Here is a 16,369-nt window from a genome sequence, read left to right as displayed (position 1 = left end):
GTTGAATATTACCGACAACTAAACTAACATAATGAAAATGTCAGGCGTATCCGGGATACGCCCTAGCTGCAGGAGGAGAACCCTATGAAGTCAATCACCGTTCAGAGCCTAACTGATAAATTCCACCTGGAGGTGCTTGCCGGAGCGAGCCGGATGGACCGCCTGGTTACGCGGCCGCGGACGCACCGGCCAGGTCTGGAATTTGTCGGGTATTTTGATTTCTTTCCGATGGAGCGGGTGCAGGTGCTCGGCCGCAAGGAGATTAATTATCTGCTTACGCTGAGCGTAGAGGACCGTGTGCATCATATCGGCAATATCGTCAAATATCATCCCCCGTGCTTCATTGTCACGACAGGACAGCAGGAAATTCCTTATCTTACGCATTTCTGCAACCAGGAGGGGATTCCCCTGCTGCGGACGGCAGAAACAACCAATGAGTTCATCGCCAAGCTGGACAGCTTTTTGGTCAAGGCGCTGGCACCCGAGCTGTCCATACACGGTGTCTGTGTGAACGTCTCCGGTATCGGCATTCTGCTGCGGGGCAAATCGGGCATCGGCAAAAGCGAAACGGCACACACCCTGATCCGCAGAGGCCACCGGTTCGTAGCCGACGATATTGTCGTGCTCAAAAAGCTCGGTCCGGCTACACTGCTTGGCACCCATAACGAAACCACGCGCGAGTTCCTGGCGCTGCGCAGCATCGGTCTGATCAATGTGGTCCGCCAGTACGGGCGAAAGGCCTTCCAGGACGAGACCCGGATTGTGCTGGATATTGAGCTGTGCCCTTGGCGCGAGAACGCACTTAACAATGAGCTGGAGCTGGTGCCCCAGTTCACGGAGTACCTCGGCGTAAAGATCCCGCACATCGAGGTTCAGCTTCAGCCGGGGCGCGATGTGGCCGGCTTGATCGAGGCGGCCGCCAACAACTGGTATCTGAAGCAGCTCGGCTACAGCGCGGTTGAGGAATTCATGAAACGGATTGAGGACGGGATGCAGCCGTAAGCGCTGAAGCGTTATCATCCGGAAAAAATAAACGAAACAGGCCATCAATAATAATTCTATCAGATAGTGAGGCAAAGCGGCACTCCAGAAAAGGATATATACAACTTTCTTCTAATGTGGTATCGGCCAGAGGCAGCGTTCTGCCTCTTTTTTTGCGCACAAAACAGTAGTAACCGTTTTCACTTCGTTGTAGAATGGATGCAAACAGCGGCCAGCTGCTGTTACACCTTTGTAAGGGAGCCTCAGGTATGGAAAGATTTTGGCCGGATAAAAAATACATTCCTTTCACCTACAAAATGATGATTCCTTATCTGATTCTCGTTCTCCTGACCGATCTGCTGGTCGGCTATATTGCCTATACGATGCTCGTTGAGTCAAGGACCGAGATGGCGGAGACGAATGTGCGGACAGCCTTGAAGCAGACGAGAAGCAATATAGAATATCAGACCGATGAGATTAAGCGGATGAGCAATTCGCTGTTTCTTAATACGAACTTTCAGAATGCGCTGCAGTTCAGGGGCAATCTGCTGGAGAATATGCTCAAGATGCGCGATGATATTGTGCCTTACATGAAGGCGCCTCTGCAACTGTACGGGAACAAGCTGCGGCTTGTGCTGTATACAGCTAATGAGACTATGCTGGAGATTACCGGAGATGATATGTCGGAGCCTATCGGCAGAAGCGATTATTACGTGATGTCTCAGCGGGTCATTGAGAATAAGGAATGGTTCCGTTCCATTCTGATGAGCAACCGGGACAGCCTGTGGCTGCAGGCCGACAGTGACAGCGGGCTTGGCAACATTTCGTATTTCCGCAAGCTCGTTGCTTCCAACGCGGCCCCGTCGGTTATCGGCTATATCCGGGTTACGGCGAGAATAGATGAGCTGTTCGGCAACTTTGACACCTTTCCCGTGGATCAGGGACTGGAGCTGCGGCTTGTTGACAGGGCCCGGGGGCAGACCATTTATGAGCAGGGAGCTCCGGACAAGCCGGCTAAGCCGGACGAGTATCTGATAATCAGCGAGGATATCCCGATACCCGGTTATGTGATAGAAGCGCGGGTGCCGCACAGCTATCTCAATAAGGATGCAAGCAGAATGCAGAGAGCCATCGGTGCAGTCTGCACGATCAGCTTCGTGGTCATGGCGGCAATTGGTTTCCTTGTGGCCCGTATATCCGGTAAAAAGATCAAGCGCATCGTCTATCTGGCCCGCTCATTTCAAGAGGGCAACTTCTATAAACGGATCGGCTTCCCCGGGAACGATGAATTCGTGTATATTGCCAACAGCTTTAATCAGATGGCAGCGAGCATTCAGGAGCTGATCAGGAACGTCTATGTTCAGGGCCTCCAGAAAAAGCAGGCCGAGCTGGATGTGCTGCAGGCCCAGATCAGTCCGCATTTCCTGTACAACACCCTGTCTACCATTGTCAGTCTGGCCAATCTCGGGGAGGTCGAGAAGGTGACGCGGATGGTGCAGGGGCTGTCCAAGTTTTACCGGCTGACCTTAAATGAAGGACAGGTCTATATTTCAATTGAAAAGGAGCTCGAGCAGGTACGGATGTATCTGGAAATCCAGCGGGTAAAGTATGCCGATGCTTTTGAGGTCTATTATGATGTGGATCCTGAGATTCTGCAGGTTCCGGTCATCAAGCTGATTCTGCAGCCGTTCGTGGAAAATATCTTCAAGCATGCCTGGTTCGGCGAGAGCATCGCCATCCGGATTACCGGCAGGAAGCTGGGCGACCGTATCGAGCTGAAGGTTATTGATAACGGGATCGGGATGCGGCCCGATACGCTGCGGAATATGCGCTCAGGCTCCTTCCAGCCGGGCAGCTACGGCCTGAAGAATGTGGAGGAACGGATCAAGCTGAGATACGGCAATGATTACGGAATTCAGATCGGCAGCTATTACGGGGCCGGAACGGCTGTACAGATTGTTCTGCCGGTAGAAAATGAAGAAATCCGTGAAGTGAGGGAGTAGAGGGATATGGCAGTGGAGATAAATGTTTTGCTGGTAGATGATGAGGCTGTTGATCTGGAGTGGCTGAGACGGCGCGTGGCCGGAAGCAGCCATCTGCCGCTGCATAGCGTCCTGACGGCTGCCAGCGGCTTTGCCGCTCTCAAAGTGATGGAGCAGCACCCGATCGATATTATTCTCTCTGACATCCGGATGCCGATTATGACAGGGGTGGAATTTGCCCGCAAGGCTAAGGCGCTGAACCCGGAGGTCGAGATTGTGTTCATCAGCGGGCATCAGGATTTCAGCTATGCCAAGGAGGCCATTCAGTTAAATGCCTCCGACTATCTGCTGAAGCCTGTAGATGACGAGGAGCTGAACGGCATGCTGGTCCGGCTCTGTGCCAAGATTGAGCAGGAGCGCAAGCAGCATACCTCCCTGACGGAGACACTGTCGCTGGTCAATCAGGAGCTGCTGCTGCGCTGGTTCAGTGAAGCTGCCCCGGGTCCGGCGCAGGCCCATATTCTCGGTGTGCTCACGCCTTATCTGCAGGCACTGTCGGCTGTGGCTATTGTTGAGCTGGATGATATCGCCTGGAAGATACGCGGCTGGAGCGAGGAAGAGCGGTGTGCCTGGAGCGCCAGCGCCGGAGATTTTATCCGGGAGTTTGCCCGGGAGCATAATCTGGGCATGGTAATCACCGGCTATGACTATCACTTTATCATTCTGGCTGCGGTTCAGGAGCAGCATTTCACTGTCCTGCTGGAGGAGCTGATCCGTTCCTTTTATCAGAAATTCTCCAGCTCTGTTACCATAGGCAAAGGGATGTACGCTGCTGAGCCGGACAAGCTGCATGACTCCTACCGGCAGGCCCAGGCTGCGCTGAGCATTAAATGGATTGTCGGCAAGAACAGGCTCATTCAGGACGCCTCGGAGTGGCATCCGAAGGAGAAAATCGCCTCCGATCTGGAGGAGATTGTGGACCGGATGCTGAAGGCGATGCTTGAATATGATCTTACGACCGTCGATGACTGCCTGCTGCAGCTGTTTGCCGGGGACAGCCCGATCTCACAGAAAAATGATATCTACGATATCATCATCCGGATCACCTCCAAGCTGCACGCCGACCTGCGCCAGATGAATGAGCATCTGTACGAGATTCTGAACTGGGATGCCCATCAGCCGTTTGTGCTGTTCCAGTTCGAGACGGTGCATGATATCCTCTCCTGGCTGCGGCGGCGGTTCTTCGAGCTGTCGGAGCGGCTGTATCTGAAGCGCCAGCGGCAGAAGCGCAAGCTGATCGATGAAATTACAGACTATGTGAAGGCAAGACTGGACCAGAAGATTACACTGAACGAGGTAGCAGCCCATTTCGATTTCTCGCCCAACTACCTGGGCCACCTGTTCAAGGTGGAGACGAACAGCCTGTTCAGCGACTATGTCGGCGAGCTGCGGATGAAGCGGGTCTGCGAGCTGCTGGAGGACCCGACCAAGAAGGTCTATGAAATTGCCGAGCAGGCCGGCTACAAGAATATCATCTACTTCAACCGGCAGTTCAAGCAATACATGGGCATGTCCCCGGGCGAATACCGGAAGCAGAATAAAATATAGGATTGCGGCCTCTGTTCCGGGTGGAACGGGGGCTTTTTTTATACTAAATCGTTGAATTAGTATTAAGTTTAGTTGTTTCGCTGAATTATGCCGGGGGCCTGCCCTGCTTATAATGTGAGATATAGAAGAGAGAGGGGTGCAGAAATGAAAGGGCATACATTCTGGAATGATTTGAAAAACTATAAGGTTATCCTGCTGATGCTGTTACCGGCGGTTGCCTTCTTCCTCCTGTTCGCGTACATCCCGATGGCGGGTATCGTCATTGCTTTTAAAAAATACGATTACGCCGGCGGCATCTTCGGCAGCGCCTGGAACGGGCTGGACAACTTCCGCTTTTTCTTCGAATCCGGCGATGCCTGGCGGGTTACACGGAATACAGCACTTTATAACATTGCTTTTATAACGGTAAACAACGCCCTGCAGATCTTCGCTGCCATCATGCTGTTTGAGGTCGGAGGCAAATGGTTCCGCAAAATTACACAATCGGCGCTGTTCCTGCCCTATTTTATCTCCTGGGTCGTAGTCGGGGCGATTGCCTATAACCTGCTCAATTATGACATCGGTACAGTAAATGCGCTGCTTAGAGGCCTTGGCCTTGAGCCTGTCGATATTTATAATACACCGGCCTACTGGCCTTATATCCTGGTTATTGTAGCTGCCTGGAAGAGTCTCGGGTACGGAACGGTAATGTATCTGGCGGCGATTTCGGGTATCGATACAGAAATGTACGAGGCGGCTGAAATTGACGGCGCTAACATCTTCCAGCGGATTATGAAGGTGACTCTGCCGAACCTTTATCCTACAGTCATTATTCTGGTGCTGCTGGCGGTCGGGAACATTTTCCGGGGAGATTTCGGGATGTTCTATAACATGGTCGGCAACAACGGGCTGCTGTTCTCCGCGACGGACGTTATCGATACCTTTGTCTTCCGGTCACTGATTACTTCCAATGATATCGGAATGTCGGCTGCAGCAGGCGTGTTCCAGTCGGTGCTTGGATTCGCAACCATCATGACGGTGAACTACGCTGTCCGCAAATACGACAAAGACCGCGCCCTGTTCTAGGGACAAACAGGAAATGGAGGTAACGATATGAAGCAGCTTGACCGTAAAATTTTCTCAGCCATAGGCTATGTTTCACTGATCTTGCTCGCCGTGCTATGTATCTTCCCGTTCATTCTGGTCGTCTCCTCATCCCTGACCGAAGAGAGCAAAATCATAACGGACGGCTATCAGTTTATACCGACTGCCTTCTCGACCGAGGCTTACAGCATTCTTTTCAAATACCCGCAGGAAATGATCAACGCTTATCTGGTGACTATCGGGGTTACGGCGACCGGCACCCTGCTGGGATTGTTCCTGACTTCGATGACCGCTTACGCGCTGTCCCGCAAGGATTTCAAATGGCGCAACAAGTTCTCGTTCTTCTTCTTCTTCACTACCCTGTTCAGCGGCGGACTCGTTCCGTGGTATCTGCTGATCGTTAACTATCTCGATATGAAGGATACGCCGATGGCCCTGATTGTGCCGATGATGCTGAATGTGTTCTACATTATCGTCATGAAGTCTTTTATGAGTAGCATCCCGGAAGCCATTGTCGAATCGGCCAAAATCGACGGCGCCGGCGACTTCCGGATTTATGTCCGCCTGATTCTGCCGCTGTCCAAGCCGGCCCTGGCTACAATCGGATTGTTCCTGGCTCTGGCTTACTGGAATGACTGGTATAATGCGCTGCTGTTCATCTCCGACGAGAATCTGATGCCGCTGCAGTATTATTTGTACAAAATGCTGGGCAACATGGACGGTATGCGCAAGGCAATGATGGGAGCGGGTGCTGTCGTGACTACAGCCATTCCTACCGAGAGCCTCAAAATGGCGATGACGGTTGTGGCTACTGGCCCGATCCTGCTGGCTTATCCGTTCGTGCAGCGTTATTTTGTCCAAGGCTTAACGATCGGTGCTGTTAAAGGGTGAACCCGGAGTCATCCGGTTTATCAATAGATTTCATATTCAACTACAAGGGGGAAGGCTTGAGATGCTGAAAAGAAATAGAATGATGCTGCTGGCGCTCGTTTTAACCTTCGTTACGATTCTAAGTGCGTGCGGCGGAGGCAATAACAATGCCAATGCACCGGCTGAGCCTACTAATAATGCATCAGAGGCAGGCGGCAACAGCACTGCAACAGATCCTGCAGCTTCGGGAGCTATCGATACTTCTAAAGAAGTGAAGCTGAAAATGATTTTTGTCGGACCTAAGCCGGTCGATTACGACAGCGTATTTGCTGAAATCAATAAAGTGCTGAAGGAAAAAATTAATGCCACCGTCGAAGGCGAGTTCCTGGACTGGTCCGACTGGGCACAGAAATATCCGCTGAAGCTGGCGGCTAACGAGGATTTCGACCTGATCTATTCGGCGAACTGGGCCGGCTACAATGACCAGTCTCTGAAGGGCGGCTTCCTGGAGCTGACCGATGAGCTGCTGAACAAGTACATGCCGGAAACGGTGAAGGCTATGCCGCAGGTAAGCTGGGACCAGGCCAAGGTGAACGGCAAGCTGTACATGGTTCCGCAAAACAGCGGGGAGTCTGTTGAAAAACTGATTCTCTACCGCGAAGACCTGCGCAAAAAGTACAATCTGCCGGAGATCAACAGCCCAGAATCCTACTCGACTTACCTGAAAACCATTGGCCAGAACGAGAAGGGCGTTACCCCGTTTACTCCGGAAACCGGAGACTGGAAATATCATAACCTGGACCGTGTCCTGCTGAAGCAGCAGAATGAATGGAACATGTTCGATCTCGACCTTCCGTTCGCCTTCAAGCTGGATGACGCTGCCGGTAAAGTATTCAACGTCTATGAAACACAGGAATTCAAGGATCTGCTGGTGTACTACAAGGATCTTGCCGACAACAACGCCTGGTCCAAGAACGTGCTGAACAGCAAAAACGATCATCAGGCTGACTTCAAGGCAGGTAAAACTGCATCCATTACGCACAACAATGGTACGCTGGGTTCCCTGATGGCTCTTATGCGCCAGGAGAATTCACCTTACGAAGTAGCGCTGGCCGACATCAACCAGGGCAAGAAGAAATCGATCGCCATCTCCACGCAGAACGGTACATCCATCCATGCGACCTCCAAAAATGTGGAGCGCTCCCTGATGATGATTGACCTGATGCAAAATGACAAACAGCTGCATGACCTGATGATGTACGGAATCAACGGCGTACACTATGAACCGGTAGGCGAAGACAAATTCAAAGCGCTTGAGAAGAACCCGAACTATACCGGCTTCTCCAACTGGAACTTCAACTCGCCGCTGAACCGCACCAATGAAGCGTTCCCGCAGGAAGCTTCCGATCTGGTTAACAGCTGGGAAGCTAGTGTGTACCACTATGACCTGGAAACCTTCGTGTTCGACAACAGCAAAGTGAAGACAGAAATCGCCAACGTCGGCAACGTGATGCTGCGCTACGCTATTCCGCTGGAATACGGCGTAATCGAAGACATCGACAAAGGCCTGGCCGAGCTGAACAAGCAGCTACAATCCGCCGGTCTTGAGAAAATCCAGACTGAGCTGCAGGCACAGATTGATGCGTTCCTGGCGAACAAGTAATAGAGTGTTTATACAAGAGCAGGGCAGCGTTCTCCCGTTATTGGGGGGGCGCTGCTCTGCTTTTTTGTGCGGGTGGCGGGATGGGGCAGGTGGCAAGCGGCGAACTTGCGCAAAAGGGGCATTTGTAGCAGCTGCAGCACATGGGGCGCTCTAACGGAGCATTCAAGTAACTGCAGTGCACGGGGTGCTCTAACGGACCCAGGAGGCGTTATTTGCCTATTTTCTGGCGTTTGGACTTCCTAACGGACTCAGATGACGCTGTTTAGCCAAAAATGCGCTCATGCGGGTGAATACGGAGCAAATAACGCCGCTGGAGTCCGTTAAACCTGCCGGTAGACTGAAATGGCAAGAATAAGGTCTGCTGAGTCTGTTAGGAGGTATTGGCTGCGAGGGAGGTTAGCGATTAGAATGAAATTAGTTGATTTTGTAATATATGGGATAACAAACTTTGTCTTAAAGGTACACGAAGGGACGGTCTGAATGGAAGCTACATTTATTAAAGTCTGCGATAAGCAGCTGTATGTAGAGATTCACGGCGACGCAGCGGCTCCGCCATTGTTGTATCTGCATGGGGGCCCGGGAGAGGGCTGCTATGAATTCATGCTGCATCAGTCTCGGCGCCTATCAGACCAACTCCGCCTAATTGGCATTGACCAGCGGGGAGTATGGCGTTCTGAGGAAATCGGAGAGAGTGAGCCGTTAGCGCTGGAGGATTTGGTAGAGGACTGTGAGCAGCTGCGTAAAGAGCTGGGGATTGCAAAATGGTCTGTTCTAGGCCATTCTTTTGGCGGATTATTGGGAGTCCGGTATGCCGGCAAGTATCCAGACTCGGTAAAGAGCCTGATTCTGGAGGGGCCTTCTTTGGATTTGCCAAAATCACTTCAGAGCTGGCTGCGCAAGGCAGCAGGCTTGTACGAGTCACTCGAAAAATCAGAGCAGGCACAAGCCTGTCTTGCAGCAGCAGGAGATAATCGGCCGCCGTTTGAGCTGTTACACTCCTTTTTTGAATTAGGCGAAGGTTTGGGTGAACTCAGAATGAAGGTATACACGCCGAATGAAGGCAACAATTATACAGAGATGTCGTATTCAGACAGTGAGACAGAGGAGTTTGGAAGGCGCAGTTATATACATTTGTCCAAGCTAATGAAAGAGGGGCGGATGTTCGACCCGGTGCTTCCCGTGCTTAAAGAGCTCACGGTTGCCGTTCTTCTGATTAAAGGCAGGCATGATCCGATTACCTGTGAAGAGCAGACCCGGACTTTTGTTGAAAATACACGGAATGGAACTTTGAAAATATATGAGGAATGCGGGCATCTGCCGCATTTTGAAGCGCCTGACCGGTTTGCGGCAGATGTCATTCGATTTGTAACCCGACCCTAATACCGGTATACATACACTTTAGTCCGCAGACGATCCTTACAGGTAATAACGCGCACAGGCTGCCTGTCCGGCAAGGCAAAACAGATGCTGATCACCGTCGCGCCTTGCGGCAGCTGCTGTCTGAACTTCTCTGCCAAAAGCGCCATTGCTCCCGGGAACAGATAACAGAGCACAATGTCGGCGTCCCTGTAAGAGTAGCTATAGATATCCCCGCGCTTAAAAATAACCCGTTTGCGCAATCCCTCCCCGGCACCCTTTTCCGGCAGCATGCGGGCATAGAGTAAGGTGAACAGCCTTGAGAACCCCAGGGGAATGCCGGAATTTTCGATTCCGGTCAGCCGCTTCCCGGGACAATGGCGGATAACCTCCAGCCCAAGCGTGCCCCAGCCGGAACCGGCTTCAACAATATTGCTGTAGCCCCGAATCCGCTGCACCTCTGCAATCACTGCCAGCCGGACAAGCCCGGAGGCGGGCATCGGCGAAATCCCGTTCTTCCAGCTTATGAGGACAATCCAAAGTACGGATAACAGGAGGACAAATGTGATTATCCAGGGAATGATTTCAATAAAAGGCATAGGGACTCCTTTCGGGGATGAACGTTCAGCCGTTTAGAACTTACTCCATTATAAGATAACTTATGCCGAGGTGAATACCCGGCGTCCAGTTCGCTGAGTCTGCATGAGCTGCAATAAATGTCCTCCCCCTTTGAACCTTTTTACCCCCAGCGGGCCAATATCCGTTGTAACGCCTGAATGGAGGCCGGTCCTATGAAGGATTTAGATTTACACCCGTGGCTTATCCGGATGAGCCAGGGTGAGGAAGAAGCGTTCCAGGTTGTGTATGAAGCTACACGGGATCACGCGTACCGCTTCATCAGCTACCTTGCGCCCCGCCAGCAGGACGCGGGAGATATTATGAGCGAGGTATATCTTGAGCTGTACAGAAGCGTGCATACGTATGATCCGCAGCAGAACTTTGGCGCATGGTTCAGCGGCCTGATGATCAGGCAGGTGCGGAACTGGAAACGGAGAGAGTGGCGCTTGTTCCGGATTACGGAAAAGCTGAAGCTCAGCACGGGCAGATCTGCAGATCCGGCGGCTGAACGGCCGTTCACTGCTCTGGATGACCAGCTGGAACTGCTTCCGCTGCTCCAGACGCTGCCGCTTAAGCTTAAGGAGGTTATCGTGCTCCGCTATTATCAGGATTGTCCGCTGACGGAAATTGCCGTGCTGCTGGAGGTTCCGTTAGGCACCGTAAAATCGAGGCATCATCATGCGCTTAAGCAGTTACGCCGCCGGTTCGCTGAGCAGGGTATGGAAAAGGAGGGTGATGGCTTTGTCTATTGAGCAGCAGCTGACAAAAGAGTTCAAGCACGATTCCCGGAGAAGCCCTGAGGGCCTTAATAACCGGATTACGGCGGAATACAGGCAGCAGGTGATGCAGCAAAGGGGAGTTTCAATTATGTTCAGAAAAAGAAAAACGTCCGTCTACCTGTTAACCGCTCTTATCGTTGTTATGCTGTGCGGCTTCGGCTATGCCGGCAGCAGGCTATTGTATTCGGATGAAGGCAGATTGTCCGTCAGCAACCGGACGGAGCAGCAGCTGCAGTTCAAGCAGGAGGATGTGGTGAAAATCCGCGGTGAGCTGGAAAAGGTAAAAGCACAGCTGGTACCCGGGGAATCAGCGGTCGTATATCTTCGTGATTTTGATCGTACTATCGGCGAGTCACCAATTATTTATGGTATCAATAACCCGGTGAAGGTACCGGCAGAGGAATGGAGAATGCTGCTTCAGCAGCAGGGAGTCCAGGAAAAGCTGCCTGAGACCCTGCTTGGAGCCTACAGCCTGGAAGAGGGCATGGAGGCCTCCCCTTTTCAAGTCGCTTTGGGGACCGGCGCCGATTCCATTTTCGATGAGCTGAAGACTGAAGGTACAGCATCAGGAAGTGAGATGCTGTGGCGCCTCACTGACACAGCCAATGGTTTTATAGATACCTATACTTCACTCTACCGGAATGCAGCCAATGATACGATCTACGTTACCTGGCAAATCGCCGGGGAAGATGTAAACCCTGCGATTCTCCAGCTAAGCCCGCCCGGGATAACCGCTGAAGATGCAACGATCGGCGGACTGACCGCACATTATCTCAAGAACGACCAGTCGCTGTTCGGGCAGAGCAGTATCCACCAGGATGTGACCTGGGTTAGCGAAGCCGGTGATACGGCGGTTGCCTACCATGTACAGACCGATTCTGCGGCGGTTACGAAAGAGCAGCTGATTGAGGCAGCTGAGAGTTTAGTGCAGAAGTAATATAATGAAAGCCTGGGCCCTAATAATGGGGTTCAGGCTCTTTTTTACATTCAATACAACCAAATTCATATAAAAAGGATGTGCACGATGAATCAGGCAGAGCAGCTTCATACCCTCGCAAGACGTTACTGCATGATTATGTCCCGGTATTGGGGGAGAACCTATTCACGGCTGATGAATGCCGGCAGGGACAGAACGGAAGACGGGGGCTACACGGCAGAGGCAGAAAAGCTGTTTCCCCGATATTTAGTGCTGGATGCAATCCTTGCTCAGCTCGAACAGTCTGACGGAACAGAATTTGCGGCTGTGGAAGAAGCGCATAAGAAGATTTTATCGGCTGTCTGGAATGCCCAGAGCCTGTTTACCGAGAATAAAGAGGGGATATTTCAGCAGACTGCGGCGGCTGAGCGGCAAGCGTTAGCGGACTATTTGGATAAAAAGGCTGCGGAAGGAAAAGTGCGCGTATCTCCGCTGCCTTACCGGCGCACCTTGTCAGAGGTAGAGCGGACCTTACTGTGGGAGGACCTGAGGGAAAAGTGGGGCATCGGTGATTTCTGGTACCCGCTGACTGATGCCAAGCCGGCGGATACAGAAGCTTTTATGGATGACTATTTCGCGGCAGAGGTGGGGATTGAGGCACTAAAGGCAATATTACGGGCCCGCGGAATAGAGCGGATTTTCGAGCTGCGGGAGTTCGATCATTCACCGGAGTATCAGCTTGATATAGAAGGATTTAACCCGGCTTACACAATCAACGGCGAGGGCTACTGGTTTGCTGCCGATATGGACTGGGTCATCTACGCTTCGCATGAGAATTCGATTACGATAGCGGGTGAGTGGCTGTTAGAAGAGATAAAAAAGATTTGGCCGGGCTGGGAAGAACGGCGGTGGCTGGATTGGCAGGAACGTCTGCGGCGCGGGCTCTGATATGTGGCAGATCAGCCACGGTGGGGGAAACGTACTGCTGGAGCAAAATAAAAGCCTGAGCCCGGCAAAGCCGTACCGGACCCAGACCTGTACTTACAGCCTATAGCGAGAAAAAAGTGCGCAGCAGCCCGCGCTTCTTGGGCGGGGTTTTGAGCTTCATAGCGGCGAGGGGATGCAGCTCCTCATAGGCCGCGGCTGCCTGAAGCCGCGGCTGCTGAATGCTTTCAATCGATACAGCGAGCTGCTGGATCATCCGGCGCAGATCCTCAAGCTCCTGGCGCTGCTGAAGCAGCTGCACGGAGACGACCTCGTCGGCCTTCTGGTCAAGCGAACGCTCGATACGGACGAGCCTGGACCAGACCTCCTGCATAGGGGGCTCCGTAACAGGAGGCTTCTGAATAATAGGCATCGGCTCTGCCTGCGGTTGATTCTCAGCTAGCGTGATGCTGTCCAGTGATTCCCCCTGCTCAAGCCGTTCTTTAATAGATTTAAGCAGGCTGACTTCCTGCGTGGTAAAAATATAATGACCGAACCGGTCCTTGGGAAAGCTGGCAGGGAACATCGCGGCCCAGCGTTTGATCGTGGTCTGGCTGACGGACAATTGCTCTGCAGCTTCCTTTGTTTTAAACATTTCCATTTTCCATTCCTCCGCTTCGGTATTTGGTGATATACCTATTCGCTCCTCAGGAGCGACTCCCTGCACGGGTGACAAAGGTGGTGCCGGTTCGCTAAACAAAGTGGTATTGCGAGCAAAGCCGAGATTAGCAGCGCCTTATGATTCTACATAAAGCGGCCGGATTTTGCTTTTTTCTCAATTAAACAGCCGTGAGCTTCACCACGAACATTACAGGCGATCCTGCTCCAGCAGCTCCACCAATTCAGCCACACTGCTGAAAACGTCATCCGGCTCCACGTCATAGGTTTGACTCTGAAAAGCCGACAGCCAGCGCACCGCATAAGTACGCAGTCCGGCAGCTTTGCCTGCCAGAATATCGGCATTGCTGTCACCTACAAATACAGCCTCGGCGGGGCTGACTCCGAGAAGCTCCAGGGCACGATGGATGCCTTCCGGGTGTGGCTTCGGCTGCACCACATCATCCCCTGTAATGGCAAACTCACAGAAGTTCTCCATCTGCAGTGCCTTGGAGGAGATCCGGTATGCCCGCTGTCCTTTGCCGGTGATAACAGCGATCCTGATCCCGCGCTCTTTCAGCAGCTGCAGCAGCCCGGTAATTCCGGCGTTCTTGACAGACTCACCACTATGGCCCGTTTCATAGATTGAGAAATAATCCTGAACCGCCTGTGGAGCAGCGGCTTTATTAGTGAAGTTAGTTTCAATAATCTCCTCTTCGGTCGGGCCGAACATAGCTACCAGCTCTTCGTTCGTTACATCTCTGTTCTCGTATTGCTTAAACACCGTGCGAAAAGCCGTGAAGGACAAGGGCAGCGTATCAGCCAGTGTTCCGTCAAAATCAAATAGTACTGCTTTAATAGACATAATGTGGTGACTCCTTTATTAGATTGAATGCGCGGATAATCAGAAAAGCGATACTTATCATTTTAGCAGACACAAATGAAATGATATGTTTGTTTCGGCACAGATTAACCGTTTTCATATAAGGGAGGACTGCCGCATTTGCTTAACATCCGTGATATTAACAAAGTAATGGAAGGAAACTGGTTTGATGTCTTCTGCGTTGACAAGGGAGAAATGGCAGGGGACAATTTACAGCTTATTATCTCTATGTACGAATGTGAGGGCGGAACCATTGTAGGTAAATTGCGCTCCTGGGAGATTATATGTTGAAAATGTACGGGAAAGTAATATCAAATTTGCAAGCGGATTTACCTATCTGAGAATATTGAAGGATCATCCTGTCTTATTTAAATATAACAAGCCTTCCTTTATGATTTTGGGTCCTATTCAGCTTTGGGGGGATGATGAAATTTACGGCCGGGTGTTCAGGGAACTGGAGGAATATTTGGGAAGTTATAATGCGAGGGATAGAATCAGTGAATTCATGTGCTCAAGTGGAACCACAGAAGGCCTTGTAATTTTCACCATTGGTCCTCAGGAAATCGCTGATGTGTACAGCAGCGTGCTGGCGAGCCGGGGGTTAGAGATTACTCTCTGGCCGGATTCGCAGATATATAGCGATAACGGAACTGAAAGGATTCTGCTGTTTAATAATTCCGCCTATGTAATCGCCGAGAAATTTCATATAACCCAAATAGATATTACATAATCGGGAGGAACACAAAGACCGGAAAACAAAAAGCTTCCCCGGTCTTTCCGCTGTTTATATGATTTTACCAGGCATAAATTCCGTTCACATCCAGAAACTCCCCGTTATGCCGCTTGCCGTCGGTGGCGTAGCCGACAATAATGGCTGCTCCCGCTTCCTTGGACTGGCCGCCCTCGGCGTTGTGGTTCAGGTCTGTTTTCGTAAATCCAGGGGTAACAGCAAAGACCTGAGCGCTGCTGTCTCTTAGCTCAATAGCTATTGCGGTGGTCATCGCGTTGCTGGCTGTTTTCGAGGCATTATAGTCGAAGCAGTTCAGCGGATGCTCCGTATGCTGCATGAACTGCAAGGAAGCCATGTCGGTCGAGACGTTAATGATCGCTCCCTCATTCTTTTTAATTAGCGGGAGCAGCAGCTGGTTTAACCGGAATGTACCGAAGAAGTTCACCTCAAAAGCCTGCCGCAGATCCTCCTCACGGGTATTGCTAAAGGAGCTGGAGAAGGCCCCAGGCATCCCGGCATTGTTGATCAGCAGCGTCAGATTAGCGTAACGCGATTGAATTGTAGCGGCAGCCTGTCCGACACTTTCCGGATTCGTCATATCCAGCTGCAACAGCTCCACATCCAGCCCCTGTCCGGTTAATTCGGCAACTGCCGCCTCTCCCCGTTCCGTGCTGCGTGATCCGAGCACTACCTTCCATCCGGCTGCGCCCAGCTGTCTCGCTGTTTCGAGTCCGATTCCTTTGTTCGCACCTGTTACCAAAGCTGTTTTCATCATTATGATCCTTCTTTCTGTTAAGGGGTATCTATCTATAATTTGAAGCATAATATGCTACACTAAGTGTAGGTCAACAATGAATTTTCGGGAGGCAGGCAGAATGTTTACGATAGGACAGATTGCTAAGAGGGTAGGACTGAACATCGGGGCGATCCGCTTTTATGAGCGTAAGGGGCTTCTGGAGCCGGCGGTACGCAATGAGCAGAATAACCGGCTGTACAGTGAAGAGGATATCGGCTGGCTGGTGTTTCTGAAATGTCTGAGGGAAACGGGAATGAGTGTGGAGGAGATTAAGCGGTATTACGATATGGTTAAGACCGGGACATCAACCCTGCCGGAGAGAACCCGGATGATTGAGGAGCAGAAGCAGGTGCTGCTGGATGACATTGAGAAAAAGAAGGCGCAGCTCGTTCATCTGGAGCATAAGCTGGAGCGTTATTACCGCGGGGAGAACTATTAAAAATCCTTAATTTCCTAGTAAATGAAGTTGAAGTACTTACTTTTATATACTCCCTTTAAATTATAATATTAATATTTAAAATAT

15 protein-coding genes are annotated in these 16,369 nt (G+C 51.4%); 11 read left to right on the top strand and 4 right to left on the bottom strand.

Features of this window, described 5'->3' with window-relative positions:
* Positions 1-84: 84 nt before the first annotated feature.
* From hprK to R70723_RS30760, 7 genes are all read left to right on the top strand, one after another.
* Entirely contained in the window at positions 85-1,002 is a 918-nt protein-coding gene (gene hprK / locus R70723_RS30790) for an HPr(Ser) kinase/phosphatase (protein WP_039877937.1), read from the top strand.
* Between the two features lie 248 nt (positions 1,003-1,250).
* Complete coding sequence (locus tag R70723_RS30785; RefSeq protein WP_039877936.1) at positions 1,251-2,984, top strand: sensor histidine kinase; 1,734 nt, start codon at positions 1,251-1,253, stop codon at positions 2,982-2,984.
* A gap of 6 nt (positions 2,985-2,990) precedes the next feature.
* On the top strand, positions 2,991-4,571 hold the full coding sequence (locus R70723_RS30780; protein ID WP_231574802.1) for a response regulator: 1,581 nt from the start codon (positions 2,991-2,993) through the stop codon (positions 4,569-4,571).
* A gap of 144 nt (positions 4,572-4,715) precedes the next feature.
* Positions 4,716-5,636 (top strand): ABC transporter permease, encoded by a 921-nt coding sequence (locus tag R70723_RS30775; RefSeq protein ID WP_039877934.1) that lies wholly within the window; start codon positions 4,716-4,718, stop codon positions 5,634-5,636.
* Between the two features lie 27 nt (positions 5,637-5,663).
* The gene (locus R70723_RS30770; RefSeq protein WP_039877933.1) at positions 5,664-6,545 is read left to right on the top strand and encodes a carbohydrate ABC transporter permease; all 882 of its coding nucleotides are present in this window, start codon (positions 5,664-5,666) and stop codon (positions 6,543-6,545) included.
* Between the two features lie 61 nt (positions 6,546-6,606).
* Entirely contained in the window at positions 6,607-8,187 is a 1,581-nt protein-coding gene (locus R70723_RS30765; protein WP_039877931.1) for an ABC transporter substrate-binding protein, read from the top strand.
* Positions 8,188-8,667: 480 nt separating this feature from the next.
* A complete protein-coding gene (locus tag R70723_RS30760) occupies positions 8,668-9,567 on the top strand; it encodes an alpha/beta fold hydrolase (RefSeq protein ID WP_039877930.1) in 900 nt (299 codons plus the stop codon).
* Here the strand turns inward: R70723_RS30760 and R70723_RS30755 are convergent.
* Positions 9,564-10,142, bottom strand: a complete 579-nt coding sequence (locus tag R70723_RS30755) for a class I SAM-dependent methyltransferase (protein WP_039877929.1) — start codon at positions 10,140-10,142, stop codon at positions 9,564-9,566. The genes R70723_RS30760 and R70723_RS30755 overlap by 4 nt on opposite strands.
* 192 nt (positions 10,143-10,334) lie before the next feature.
* Between R70723_RS30755 and R70723_RS30750 the strand changes: the two genes are divergently transcribed.
* From R70723_RS30750 to R70723_RS30740, 3 genes are all read left to right on the top strand, one after another.
* Positions 10,335-10,913 carry a sigma-70 family RNA polymerase sigma factor gene (locus tag R70723_RS30750; RefSeq protein ID WP_039877927.1) on the top strand — a complete coding sequence of 193 codons (579 nt, stop codon included), beginning with the start codon at positions 10,335-10,337 and terminating at the stop codon, positions 10,911-10,913.
* On the top strand, positions 10,903-11,877 hold the full coding sequence (locus R70723_RS30745; RefSeq protein WP_039877926.1) for a hypothetical protein: 975 nt from the start codon (positions 10,903-10,905) through the stop codon (positions 11,875-11,877). The genes R70723_RS30750 and R70723_RS30745 overlap by 11 nt, the downstream gene beginning before the upstream one ends.
* Positions 11,878-11,964: 87 nt before the next feature.
* Positions 11,965-12,804 (top strand): hypothetical protein, encoded by an 840-nt coding sequence (locus R70723_RS30740; protein WP_039877925.1) that lies wholly within the window; start codon positions 11,965-11,967, stop codon positions 12,802-12,804.
* Positions 12,805-12,904: 100 nt separating this feature from the next.
* On the opposite strand, the gene R70723_RS30735 is transcribed toward R70723_RS30740, so the two are convergent.
* From R70723_RS30735 to R70723_RS30720, 3 genes are all read right to left on the bottom strand, one after another.
* Entirely contained in the window at positions 12,905-13,441 is a 537-nt protein-coding gene (locus tag R70723_RS30735) for a MerR family transcriptional regulator (RefSeq protein WP_052421531.1), read from the bottom strand.
* Positions 13,442-13,648: 207 nt separating this feature from the next.
* Entirely contained in the window at positions 13,649-14,302 is a 654-nt protein-coding gene (locus R70723_RS30730; protein ID WP_039877922.1) for an HAD family hydrolase, read from the bottom strand.
* Positions 14,303-15,114: 812 nt separating this feature from the next.
* Complete coding sequence (locus R70723_RS30720; protein WP_039877917.1) at positions 15,115-15,825, bottom strand: SDR family NAD(P)-dependent oxidoreductase; 711 nt, start codon at positions 15,823-15,825, stop codon at positions 15,115-15,117.
* A 100-nt stretch (positions 15,826-15,925) separates the two neighbouring features.
* Here R70723_RS30720 and R70723_RS30715 point away from each other — a divergent pair, with 100 nt between their 5' ends.
* Positions 15,926-16,285 carry a MerR family transcriptional regulator gene (locus R70723_RS30715; RefSeq protein ID WP_039877916.1) on the top strand — a complete coding sequence of 120 codons (360 nt, stop codon included), beginning with the start codon at positions 15,926-15,928 and terminating at the stop codon, positions 16,283-16,285.
* The last annotated feature ends 84 nt before the right edge of the window (positions 16,286-16,369 follow it).

The organism is Paenibacillus sp. FSL R7-0273 (genome assembly GCF_000758625.1).
Taxonomy (GTDB): domain Bacteria; phylum Bacillota; class Bacilli; order Paenibacillales; family Paenibacillaceae; genus Paenibacillus_AQ.
Note: the sequence above shows the minus strand (reverse complement) of the source record. Positions and strands in the feature narration are given on the sequence as shown.